Source organism: Devosia sp. (genome assembly GCF_965229025.1).
Lineage (GTDB): Bacteria > Pseudomonadota > Alphaproteobacteria > Rhizobiales > Devosiaceae > Devosia_A.
Genome location: NZ_OZ245853.1, coordinates 3,268,340 through 3,279,708, shown reverse-complemented (window position 1 = coordinate 3,279,708; position 11,369 = coordinate 3,268,340). Strand labels below are relative to the sequence as shown.

The following is an 11,369-nucleotide window of genomic DNA, read 5'->3' as shown; positions in this document are numbered from 1 at the left end:
TGATACTGTGCTGTGAGGCTCAGGCCTTCTTGGACACCAGCATATAGGTGCCGGCAACGCTGACCGCCGCGAACGCCATCTTGAGGCCGTCCCAGAGGAGGAAGGGCTTGACCGCGCCGTCGAAGGCGCTGCCGAGGAGGTTATCGGCATGCAGCCAGCCCGGCAGTGCCGCGCCAGACTGGACGATGCCATTGGCAACCACATAGAGCCAGGCAAAGCCGAAGGCGAACAGCACGGCGTCGCCAACCAGCATGGCACCGAACAGCACGAACGGCTTGCTCGACGCGCCGCGATCGGCGGCAAAGCCGATGATGAAGGCCATGGCCAGGTAGCCGACGATGAAGCCGAAGGACGGGGCGAAAAGGTACGCAATGCCGCCGCCATTGGCGAACACTGGCAGCCCCGAGAGGCCCTCAACGATGTAAAGCAGCACCGTCGCGACGCCGATGCGCCAGCCGAAGCCAGCGGCCAGTACGGCGACGCCGAGCGAGGTCAGATTCACAGGTACCGGCATCACCGGCACCTTGATCTGCGCGCAGATCGCCAGCAGCAACGAGCCGAGCACTACTGTGACCACATTGGCCACGATCCGGGCCGTGCCGGACTTCGGAGAAAGTGCGCCGAGAACCGTGTTCGGCGTAGTGAGCGTCAAGGCCATTGCCAATCCTTCATCAAGAGGAGCATTCCTGTTCGGGTTCTATTCGCTCCCCCTGATCTGCGCAATGCCCGTGCCCGTCCCAGCCCTGCTCTTCGATAGAGATTTTGCACCTGAAGCCGGGCGCGCCATCACCGTGGCGCCCGGCCTGCAGCGGGTCACCGCACCCAATGCCGGCCCCTATACCTTCACCGGCACCAACAGTTTCGTCATCGGCGGCGAGCAGCCTTTCCTCATCGACCCCGGCCCCGATAGCGTCGCCCATTTCGAGGCACTGATGGCGGCATTGGCGGGCCGGACGCCGCTGGCGATTCTCCTCACCCACACCCATCGCGACCACTCCGACCTGGTGCCCAGGCTGAAGGCGGCCACCGGCGCGCCAGTCTGGTTTGGGGGAGCGCACCGGCTCAGCCGTCCCCGCAGATCCTTCGAGATCAACCCGGTGGCGCGGGAAAGCGACTGGGCGCTGGTTCCGGACCGAACTCTCTTCGACGGCGAGATCCTTGCTCTATCCGATGCGGCACTTGAGGTGATCGCGACGCCCGGGCACTGCGCCAACCATCTGGCCTTTGGCATCCGCGGCACGCCGGACCTCTTGAGCGGCGACCATGTCATGGGCTGGAACTCGACGCTGGTCTCGGTACCGGACGGGTCGATGAGCGACTATTTGGCCTCCCTCGTCCGGTTGCAGCACGCCGGCTACCGCCGCTATCTGCCGGCCCACGGTGGCCCGATCACCGATGGGCCTGCATACGCGTTCGCGTTGCAGGCGCATCGAGAGCATCGCAATGTCCAGGTCATTGCCGCCATTGCTGCAGGTGCGACGCGGATCGGCGACTTGCTGAAAATCATCTACCCCACACTCGCTCTGCCGCTGCAACCGGCCGCGCGCATGACGCTGAAGGCACATGTGGAATATCTCGCCGAGCGAGGGCAGATCGGGCTGGCGCACACCCTGTTCGGGCCGCGCCTCTATCCGTTGCCAGCCTAGTTGGCCGGTGCGTCGCTGCCAGCGTCCGGGGCCGCGTCTTCAGTATCTGCCGCCGGCGCCGTGGGCGCATCGCGCAGCAGCAGCGTCACCCTCTGGTCGAGGGCGAGCAGGAATTCTTCGACCAGCTTTCCGTTCTCGCCGAAATCGTGCAACGCGCTGAGCGGCACCGACCGCATGTCGACGGTGACGCCCTGCGCCGTTCCCGCCACCCGGATCACCACTTCGTTGCGCCAGCCCAAGAGCGTCAGCGCCATGGCATCGATCTGGCCACTATCGAGCGGCGTCGATGGGGTGCGCTGCATGCGCACATCCCAGCCACGATCATCGACCAGCGCGGAAACAATGGTGAACAGTTGCGTCGCGTCGATCGGGTAGCTGCGGGTCCGGGCATTGGGGAAGCGCGCCTCGATCAGCTCGCGCAGCGCCGCGCTGGTGGGCAGCACCCGCACGCCCGAGGTAAGCGGCAGCGGATCGACAAAGTTGGTCGCCACCTCGTTGACCTTGGGATAGCGGCTCGCCTCGTAGCCGAGATAGGCAAAGGGCGCGAGGCAGATCAGGGCAAACAGCATCCCCCACGTGGCCTTGCCCCAGCCGCGGTCCCCCGTCACCCACAGTCGGCCATAGGCGCCAAGCCCCGAGATCAGCGCCACGGCGGCGATCAGCGCCGCGATCGCTTCGATCGTCGCGAAATCCCGGCTTTCGATCAGGCCTTCGCGGTGCAGCAATACCGGCACGATGGTCATCGGCAGCGCCAGGCTGCCCAGGCGCCGCGACCAGATCGCCCATTTTGACGTGCGGATCAGAATACGCATCAGAAAAGCGGCACCGGTTGCGAGCGGGTCGAGCCCCTGTTGCTTGGCACGGCAGCCGCAACTACTAAAGCCCCTGCCGCGCCCATTCCACTGAACCCTTGCTGTCGGGGCTCAGGGATAGAGCCGCTGCCGGCTCCAGTCGCCCGCTGGCAGCTGGCGCGAAAACCGTACCCGGTCGTGCAGCCGGTTGGCGCCATCCTTCCAGAACTCGATGGTCTGCGGGATGACCCGAAAGCCCGACCAGTGCGCCGGCCGCGTCACCGCGCCATCGTCACCAAGGCTGGTCTTCAGTGTCTCGACGCGCTCAAGCAGGGCGTAGCGATTGGCCAGGGGCCGCGACTGCTTGCTGGCATGGGCGCCGATCTGGCTGGCCCGGCCGCGTGTCGAAAAATACGCATCCGCCTCGCTGTCCGACACAACTTCCACCGGCCCGCGTACCCGAATTTGCCGCCGCAGCGACTTCCAGTGCATGACGAACGCGGCCTTGGGGTGGGCCAGCAATTGCTTGCCCTTCTCGCTCTCGAAATTGGTGAAAAAGCAGAAGCCGCGGTGGTCGCGCGCATTCATCAGCACCATGCGCACGTCCGGCAGCCCATCGGCATCAACGCTGGCGAGCGCCATGGCGTGCGGATCGTTGGGCTCCTTGAGCTGGGCTTCAGCGAACCAGTCCTCGAACAGCGAGAACGGATCGATCGGTGAAGTGTCCGCGTCGTCGAACAGCTTGTCGGTCAGGTTATTGGCAGTCATGGATATCAATGCCTTGCGCAAGCCTCTGCGCCGGTCTGGACAAGGCGGCAGGGCGTCGCCATATAGGATGTTGAACACAGGGAAAGCAATTCCCCCAACTCTTCAAGGACACCAATGCGCGACCCATACAGCGTGCTCGGGGTGCCCAAGTCCGCAAGCGAGAAAGACCTCAAGGCTGCTTATCGCAAGCTGGCTAAGGCACATCACCCGGACCAGAACCCGGACGATCCAAAGGCCCACGCGAAATTCGCCGAGGTTTCGTCAGCCTATGACTTCCTCTCCGATAAGGACAAGCGCGGCGCCTTCGACCGTGGTGAAATCGATGCCGATGGCAACCCGCGCTTTGGCGGCTTTGCCCGCGGCGCCGGTGGCGGCCCACGGCCGGGCGCAGCCGGCGGCGGCGCCGGCTTTTCCGCCGAGGACATCCTCAAGGAATTCATGAGCGGCTTTGGCGGCCAGCCCCGCGGTGGCGCCGGGGCTGGTGCCGGCCGTGGCGCGGGCAGCGCCGGCTGGGACCCGTTTACCGGCTCGATGGGCGGCGGCGCCGGGCGCACCACGCAAGGGCGTGGCGAGGATATCAACGCCACTGCTGCGATTTCGCTGGAACAGGCGCATGTCGGTGGCAGCGTGCCGCTCAGGATGCCCAATGGCAAGACGCTCAACGTCAAGCTCCCCGACAAGGTCGAGGACGGCCAGCAGGTCCGGCTCAAGGGCCAGGGTCATGCCTCGCCCTATGGCGGTGAGCCGGGCGACGCCATGGTCACGGTGAAGTTCGAGCGGCACAAGCAGTTCCGCCGCGATGGCGCCGACCTCCGCGTCGATGTCCCGATCACGCTCTATGAGGCGGTGCTCGGTGGCAAGGTGCGCGTCCCGACGCTCGAAGGCTCGGCCGAACTCAACCTGCCGCCCGCGGTAAATACCGCCAAGGCGCTCCGGCTGAAGGGCAAGGGCCTCCATGGCGCGGGCGATCTGTACGCCACGCTGCGCATCGTGCTGCCCGAGGCAGGCGACCCCGACCTCGAAAGCCTGATGCGCTTCTGGCGCGAGCAGAAGCCTTACAAGGTCAGGGACAATTAACCGCGCGGCGCCGCGGCCCGTTTCAGCCGGTCGTTGATCGCCTCACCCAGTCCGTGGCGCGGAACTGGCGCCACGGCGATCCGGCTCGCAACCCCATCGAGCTGGTGCAGCATCGCGAACAGGTTCCGCGCTGCCTCACGCAGGTCGCCGGTCGGCGAGAGGTTTGCCGCCGCGCCGGGCGCCGCTCCAAAGCCCAACCAGGCCTCATCCGGTCCCGGCTGCGTGACGTTGAGCCGCAGCGCCGCGTTGGGCGCGTAGTGGCTCAGCATCATCCCCGGAGCCGCAATGGCCGCGTCCTCAGCAGCAATGGCAATTGCCCGCCCCAGCGCCGCCTCGATCTCCTCGCGCGGCAGCGCTCCGGCGCGCAACTGCGTTACCGTCTCGCCGTCGACCGCGATGATGGTGGATTCGACGCCAGCCTGTGCCGGCCCGCCATCAAGCACCGGCACGTTGCCCTCAAACCCCTTGATCACCTGCGCCGCCGTCGTCGGCGACAGCTTCCCCGAGCGGTTCGCCGAAGGCGCCGCCAGCGGCCGGCCGGCGGCACGGATCAGCGCCAGCGCCAGCGGATGATCGGGGATGCGGATGCCCACCGTATCGAGCCCGGCCGTGACGAGGTCGCTGAGACCCGCCTCTACCTTCCTTCGCAGCACCAGCGTCAGCGGTCCCGGCCAGAACTGCGCAAGTTTCCGCGCCAGTGGCGTCAGTTCCACCAGTTGCTCGGCCATCGTCAGGTCCGCAACATGGACGATCAGCGGATTGAAGCGCGGCCGGCCCTTGGTCTCGTAGATCTTCAGCACCGCATCCGAATTGGTCGCGTCCGCGCCCAGCCCGTAGACGGTCTCGGTGGGGAAGGCGACGATCTCGCCCGCGCGCAAAAGTGCCGCAAGGGTGTCGATATCGGAGGAAACGGTGGCTTTGCCGGTCATGAGCCGGTTTGACAAGCTGGAGCGGGCAACGTCAAGCTGTCCGACGTCACAACCAGAACCGGTCCATGGCCACTCTTTACGTCAGCCAGCGCAATTTCGCAGATCACGCCACCCCGACCGGCCACCCCGAGCGGGCCGATCGCATCCGTGCCGTCGAGGAAGCGCTGGGCGCTCCCGCCTTCGACCGGCTGGTGCGCCGTGATGCTCCCTCGGGTGACCTGACCCTCGCGGAGCTCGTGCATTCGCCCGATTACCTACAGCGCCTCAGCCGTGCCCGGCCCGCCGAAGGCATAGGCCAGATCGACGAGGACACCTTCATTTCCTCCCGCTCGCTCGATGCCGCTTCGACCGCGCTCGGCGGTGGCCTAATGGCGCTCGAAGCGGTGGTGCTGGGCGAAGTTCGCAACGCCTTCTGCGCCGTGCGCCCCCCCGGCCACCACGCCGAAATCGACCGCCCGATGGGCTTCTGCCTCGTCAATTCCATCGCCGTCATCGCCCGCGAGGCGCAGCGCAAGTACGGCGCCGAACGCGTCGCCATCGTCGATTTCGATGTTCACCACGGCAATGGCACCGAGGACATCTTCAAGGACGACCCAACGGTGTTTTACGCCTCGAGCCACCAGATGCCGCTCTATCCCGGCACCGGAGCACCGAGCTTCACCGGCGTGGGTAATATCTGCAACGCCGTACTCGCCTCGGGCAGTGGCGGCCCCGAAATGCGCTTGGCCTACGATGACAAGATCCTTCCCGCCCTCGATGCCTTCGCGCCAGACCTCCTGCTGATTTCCGCCGGTTTCGATGCCGATTACCGCGATCCCCTCGCCGGCCTCAACTGGCACCCCGATGACTTCGCCTGGGTCACCACCCGCCTGATGGAAGTCGCTGCCCGCCGCTGTGATGGCCGCATCGTCTCGATGCTTGAGGGGGGCTATGACCGCCAGGGCCTCGCCACCGGTGCTGCCGCCCACGTCACGGCGCTCATGGGCGGCTGACCAAACCTGTTTCACCCTCCCCCTTGTGGGGAGGGCCGGGGAGGAGGTAGCAACAGGCGCGATATCGAGGAGCACCCCGTGGCCGATTCCAGCACTGACGACATCAAGGCCCTCAGCTTCGAGGCCGCCCTCAAGGAGCTCGAAGCCATTGTCGGCAAGCTCGAAAGCGGCCAAGCGCCGCTTGCCGAATCGATCGCCATTTACGAGCGCGGCGAAGCCCTGAAGGCGCGCTGCGAGGCGCTGCTGAAAGAAGCCGAGATGCGGATCGAAAAGATCACCCTCCGCTCCGGCCAGCCCACAGGCACCGAGCCGCTCGATCCTCAATAACGCTTTCAATCCCGCGTGACTGCGCGCGTTTGACGCGCGCCTCAAGCGCCACCGGGCGCTATAAGCCGGGCCAATTGTTGGGAGGGCCAGATGGCTGAAACTTCGTCGCGGGCGCTACAGCGCTTCCGTATAGTGCTTTGGGTGCTGGTGGCCGTCGCCGCCATTGGCGCCACCGTGCTGTTCGTCGTCCGCCCCCCGGCCAACCCGTTGGCCGTCACCGGCAAGCCCTTCGCCCTCGAATCGACCGCCGGTGGCGTCTTCACCGAGGCCAACCTCAAGGGCACGCCGAGCCTCGTCTTCTTCGGCTACACCTCGTGCCCCGACGTCTGCCCCACAACGCTGGCAGAAACCGCCGCCTGGACCGCGCAGCTGGGGCTGACGCCTGACCAGCTGCGCACCATTTTCGTCACCGTCGATCCCGAGCGGGACACGAAGGCGGTGCTCGCCGACTATCTCAGCGCCTTCCCCGGCACCATCGGCCTCGTCGGCGATGCCACGCAGACCGAGGCGATCAAGGCCTCGTTTGGCGCGATGAGCGAAAGGGGCACGCCGGACGCCAGCGGCTTTTACCTCGTCAACCACACCGCAACCCTGTTCCTGCTCGACGAGAACGGGGCCTTCGAGGGTACCATCGCCTACGGCGAATCCAGCGATACCGCCGTCGCCAAGATCAAGAAGCTGCTCGCCAGTTGAGCACCCGGATCCGTCTCGATCAGGCGCTCGAAGCGCGTGGGCTGCTCCCGAGCCGCGCCCGCGCCCGCGATGCCGTGCTGCGCGGCACCGTCACAATCAATGGCGTCGTCGCCGTCAAACCGCACCAGCCAGTCGCCGACAGCGACGTCCTCGCGCTCCACGATCCTGCCGCGACCTATGTGTCGCGCGCGGCGCTCAAGCTCATCGCCGGGCTCGATGCGGGTAAAATCGCTGCCACCGGCAGGACCTGCCTCGATCTCGGCGCCTCGACCGGCGGCTTCACCCAGGTGCTGATGGAGCGCGGCGCGAGCAAGGTCTTCGCCATCGATGTTGGCCACCACCAGTTGCACAAGAGCCTCCTCGACGACCCCCGCGTTGTCAGTTTCGAGGGCCTCAACGGCCGCGACCTGAATCGCGACACGGTGCCAGACCCCATCGACCTGCTGGTCTGCGACATCAGTTTCGTCTCGGTGGTCAAGGTGCTCGACGTGCCGCTGTCCCTCTGTGCGGACCGAGCCGAGGCAGTGATCCTGATCAAGCCGCAGTTCGAGGTCGGCCGCGAAAATGTCGGCAAACGCGGCATCGTCACCGATCCGCTCGCGATCGAAAAGGCCTCAACTGACGTGATCGCCTATATGGCGGCGGCCGGCTGGAGCCACCGCATCTCGGTACCCTCACCCATTGATGGCGGCGACGGCAATACCGAGACGGTCGCGGTGTTCAGCCGCCCCTAGAGCGTTTCCAGGAAAAGTGGCAACGGTTTTCCGGTTCGGAAGCGCGACCAAACAAGGACTCTAAAATCCGATCCCGCCGTCCCGTCCCGTCTGGCCGCGGTGGCGAAGGAAATGGTCGGCGAGTACCAGCGCCATCATCGCTTCTCCGATCGGCACCGCACGGATGCCGACACAGGGGTCGTGACGGCCCTTGGTGATCACCTCGGTGTTCTCGTTGTCCGTGGTCACGCTCTGGCGCGGCGACAGGATCGACGAGGTGGGCTTGACCGCAAAGCGCACCACCACCGGGTCGCCATTGGAAATTCCTCCCAAAATGCCGCCCGCCTTGTTGGAGGTGAAATATGGTCCGGCATTACCCGCCCGCATTTCGTCGGCGTTTTCCGTACCCGTCAGGCTCGCGGCCTCAAACCCGGCCCCGATCTCGACGGCCTTGACCGCGTTGATCGACATCATCGCTGAGGCGAGGTCAGCGGAGAGCTTGCCATAGATTGGCGCGCCCCAGCCAGGCGGCACGCCCTCGGCCACCACTTCGATCACTGCACCAACCGAATTGCCGTCCTTGCGGATGCCATCGAGATAGCCCTCCCAGAGTTGCGCCGCCTTGGGGTCGGCGCAAAAGAACGGGTTCTGGTCCACCTGCGCCCAGTCGAAATTGGCATAGTCAATCTTGTGCGGCCCCATCTGGACAAGGCTCGCGCGAACCGTCACCTCGGGGATCACCAGCCGCGCCACCGCTCCGGCCGCCACCCGCGCCGCCGTCTCGCGCGCCGAAGCGCGGCCGGAGCCCTTGTAGTCGCGGATGCCATATTTCTGCTGGTAGGTGAAATCGGCATGCCCGGGACGGAACTTGTCCTTGATCTCCGAATAGTCCTTGGAGCGCTGGTCGGTGTTCTCGATCATCAGCGAAATCGGCGTACCGGTGGTCTTCAGTTGCCCGTCGCGCTCATCCTCGAACGTCCCCGAAAGGATCCGCACTAGGTCGTCTTCGCGCCGCTGCGTGGTGAAGCGCGACTGGCCGGGCTTCCGTCGGTCAAGGTCGCGCTGGATCATTTCGGCCGAAATCGGCAGCCCCGGCGGGCACCCATCCACCACGACGCCCAGCGCCGGCCCATGGCTTTCGCCCCAGGTGGTGAAACGGAACAGGTGGCCGAACGTATTGAAGCTCATGGTGTCGCCCCGGAGGATGAAGGGGTTCTAGGGGCTGGAGGGCGTTGGGGTCAACCGGCCCCTCAATCGTCCCAGCTTTGTCCCGCCGGGTAGACCACCGACTTGCCGCCGGTAAAATGCACCACGCAATCCTGCGGCGGGAACCAGTTCACGGCGCGCTCGGCCGGAAAATCCTCGATCAGGCGGCGGAGGATCCTGAGAATGCCGCCATGGGCGACAATGATCGCCGGGCCGTGCAATTCGTGCCCGAAGCTGATCACCCGCTGCGCCACATCCTCATAGCTCTCGCCCGATGGCGGACGGAAGAACCAGAACTCCGCCGTGCGCTCGCCGGCAATCGCCATCTCGCCGGCACTGAGTTCGGCATGGAGCCGGCCCTCGTAGACCCCGAACGACACTTCGACCAGCCGCTTATCCGGCACGGCTTCGGGCAAAGGCTCGGTGAACGCCGCGCGCACCCGCTGCATGGTCTCCTGGGTCCGCCCGAGCGGCGACACGTGCCAGCTGAAATCGCTGGGGCTCCGGCCGGAGCGCTGCAAGAGGTCCGCCAGCACCTTGCCGTTGAGGTCGGCCTGGGCCCGGCCGATATCGTTGAGCGGAATGTCCTTGCTGCCCTGGTAGCGTCCCTCGGCATTCCAGTCGGTCTGCCCATGGCGGATGAAATAGAGTTCGGGCCAGAGGATCGACATTTTCGGGGTGCGCTCGGATCGTTTGTGAAAGGGCGAGAGGGGGTTAGCCTTTGTCGCACGAGCCTCCTCGCCGCCGCAAGTTCGGCCTTCACGGCAACCGGGCGCCCGACTATCTTCGCCCCATGTCCCAAGCCCCTGAATTGCTCTCCTCAAAAGATATCATCGCCGGTCTCCGCGCCCTGCTTGGTGAAGCTGGCACCCTGCTGAGCTCTCCTGGAGAGATGGCCTCCTATCTCAGCGAACCGCGCAAGCGCTTCCATACTCCCGCTGTCGCCGTCGCGCTGCCGGGCAGCGTCGCCGCGCTGCAGGCGCTCTGCCGCTGGGCTAACGCGCATCGTGTCCCGTTGGTCCCGCAAAGCGGCAATACCGGCCTCGTCGGCGGCCAGGTGCCGCTGAGCGGCACCGAAGTCATCGTCAATTTGAGCCGCATCAACCGCGTGCGCTCAGTCGATGCTGCCGCCGGGCACATGACGCTCGAGGCCGGCGTCATCCTCGAGCATGCGCATCAGGCGGCAGAAGCTGCGGGGGCCATGTTCCCGCTCTGGATCGCCTCGCAAGGCTCCGCCCGCATCGGCGGCGTGCTGAGCTCCAACGCCGGTGGCGTCCAGGTGCTGGCCTTCGGCAACGCCCGCGAACTGACGCTCGGGGTCGAAGCCGTGCTGGCCGATGGCCGGCTCTACCAGGGGCTGAACGCGCTCAAGAAAGACAATACCGGCTATGACCTCAAGGACCTCTTGGTCGGTGCCGAAGGCACGCTGGGCTTCATCACTGCCGCCACGGTAAAGCTCTTCCCCATCCCCGAAGCGCACGAGACCGCGCTCTGCAATGTCGCCTCGCCCGCCGCCGCACTGGAGCTGTTCTACCTCCTCCGCGAGCGTACCGGTTCGCGCCTCACCGCGTTCGAACTGATGCCGCGCTTTGGCATCGACCTGCAGCTCAAGCACCAGATGCTGAGCCGCGACCCCACGGCGAGCCTCTCGCCCTGGTATGTGCTGGCCGAGGTCAACCGCATGCGCGGTGGTGTTCCCGGTGCGCTGCAATCGGCGCTGGAAGACGCGCTGGGGCAGGGGCTGGTGGGCGACGCCGTGCTCGCCCAGTCGGAATCCGACCGCACCCAGATGTGGGCAGCGCGCGAGCAGATGAGTGACGTGCAGTCGCGTGAAGGCGCGTCGATCAAGCACGATGTCTCGGTGCCCATCGCTGCCGTCCCGCAACTCCTCATGGATGGCATCGCTGCGGCGGAAAAGGTCGTGCCCGGCATCCGCGCCTGCGCCTTCGGGCACATGGGCGATGGCAATATCCACTTCAACTTCAGCCAGCCCGTCGGCGCCGACGGCAAGGCCTTCATGGCGGGCGCCGAACCCGTCCACGCCGCGATCTACGAGATCGTCATCCGGCTGGGCGGTTCAGTCTCCGCCGAGCACGGCATCGGCCAACTGAAAACCGGGCTGCTCAAACAGGTCAAGGACCCGGTGGCGCTCGAAATGATGCGGGCCATCAAGCACGCGCTCGACCCAAATGGGATACTGAACCCGGGCAAGGTGCTGGGGTAGGTC

Annotated in this window: 13 protein-coding genes; 7 read left to right on the top strand and 6 right to left on the bottom strand. The window is 66.0% G+C overall.

From position 1 onward, the window contains the following. Window positions 1-19: 19 nt before the first annotated feature. Entirely contained in the window at window positions 20-658 is a 639-nt protein-coding gene (locus ACO06J_RS15895) for a biotin transporter BioY (RefSeq protein WP_421761693.1), read from the bottom strand. A 64-nt stretch (window positions 659-722) separates the two neighbouring features. On the opposite strand from ACO06J_RS15895, the gene ACO06J_RS15890 reads away from it, so the two are divergent. Then, window positions 723-1,646, top strand: a complete 924-nt coding sequence (locus ACO06J_RS15890) for an MBL fold metallo-hydrolase (protein WP_421761692.1) — start codon at window positions 723-725, stop codon at window positions 1,644-1,646. Here the strand turns inward: ACO06J_RS15890 and ACO06J_RS15885 are convergent. Both ACO06J_RS15885 and pdxH read right to left on the bottom strand, forming a co-directional pair. Beyond that, entirely contained in the window at window positions 1,643-2,458 is an 816-nt protein-coding gene (locus ACO06J_RS15885) for a DUF1499 domain-containing protein (protein WP_421761691.1), read from the bottom strand. The genes ACO06J_RS15890 and ACO06J_RS15885 overlap by 4 nt on opposite strands. 111 nt (window positions 2,459-2,569) lie before the next feature. Beyond that, window positions 2,570-3,205, bottom strand: a complete 636-nt coding sequence (gene pdxH / locus ACO06J_RS15880; RefSeq protein WP_421761690.1) for a pyridoxamine 5'-phosphate oxidase — start codon at window positions 3,203-3,205, stop codon at window positions 2,570-2,572. Window positions 3,206-3,319: 114 nt separating this feature from the next. On the opposite strand from pdxH, the gene ACO06J_RS15875 reads away from it, so the two are divergent. Beyond that, window positions 3,320-4,282: a DnaJ C-terminal domain-containing protein gene (locus ACO06J_RS15875; protein WP_421761689.1), complete on the top strand. Its 963-nt coding sequence runs from the start codon at window positions 3,320-3,322 to the stop codon at window positions 4,280-4,282. On the opposite strand, the gene ACO06J_RS15870 is transcribed toward ACO06J_RS15875, so the two are convergent. After that, entirely contained in the window at window positions 4,279-5,211 is a 933-nt protein-coding gene (locus tag ACO06J_RS15870; protein ID WP_421761688.1) for an L-threonylcarbamoyladenylate synthase, read from the bottom strand. The genes ACO06J_RS15875 and ACO06J_RS15870 overlap by 4 nt on opposite strands. 65 nt (window positions 5,212-5,276) lie before the next feature. Between ACO06J_RS15870 and ACO06J_RS15865 the strand changes: the two genes are divergently transcribed. The 4 genes from ACO06J_RS15865 (at window position 5,277) to ACO06J_RS15850 (ending at window position 7,957) form a co-directional block, all read left to right on the top strand. Next, window positions 5,277-6,203, top strand: coding sequence for a histone deacetylase family protein (locus ACO06J_RS15865; RefSeq protein ID WP_421761687.1), 927 nt, complete (start codon window positions 5,277-5,279; stop codon window positions 6,201-6,203). A 78-nt stretch (window positions 6,204-6,281) separates the two neighbouring features. Next, entirely contained in the window at window positions 6,282-6,530 is a 249-nt protein-coding gene (locus ACO06J_RS15860) for an exodeoxyribonuclease VII small subunit (RefSeq protein ID WP_421761686.1), read from the top strand. 90 nt (window positions 6,531-6,620) lie between these two features. Further along, entirely contained in the window at window positions 6,621-7,223 is a 603-nt protein-coding gene (locus ACO06J_RS15855) for an SCO family protein (RefSeq protein WP_421761685.1), read from the top strand. Beyond that, window positions 7,220-7,957 (top strand): TlyA family RNA methyltransferase, encoded by a 738-nt coding sequence (locus ACO06J_RS15850; protein WP_421761684.1) that lies wholly within the window; start codon window positions 7,220-7,222, stop codon window positions 7,955-7,957. The genes ACO06J_RS15855 and ACO06J_RS15850 overlap by 4 nt, the downstream gene beginning before the upstream one ends. A 60-nt stretch (window positions 7,958-8,017) precedes the next feature. Here the strand turns inward: ACO06J_RS15850 and aroC are convergent, their stop codons facing one another. Continuing rightward, window positions 8,018-9,124, bottom strand: coding sequence for a chorismate synthase (gene aroC, locus ACO06J_RS15845; protein ID WP_421761683.1), 1,107 nt, complete (start codon window positions 9,122-9,124; stop codon window positions 8,018-8,020). A gap of 62 nt (window positions 9,125-9,186) precedes the next feature. Then, the gene (locus tag ACO06J_RS15840; RefSeq protein WP_421761682.1) at window positions 9,187-9,813 is read right to left on the bottom strand and encodes a histidine phosphatase family protein; all 627 of its coding nucleotides are present in this window, start codon (window positions 9,811-9,813) and stop codon (window positions 9,187-9,189) included. 221 nt (window positions 9,814-10,034) lie between these two features. Between ACO06J_RS15840 and ACO06J_RS15835 the strand changes: the two genes are divergently transcribed. Then, the gene (locus ACO06J_RS15835; protein WP_421761681.1) at window positions 10,035-11,366 is read left to right on the top strand and encodes an FAD-binding oxidoreductase; all 1,332 of its coding nucleotides are present in this window, start codon (window positions 10,035-10,037) and stop codon (window positions 11,364-11,366) included. The last annotated feature ends 3 nt before the right edge of the window (window positions 11,367-11,369 follow it).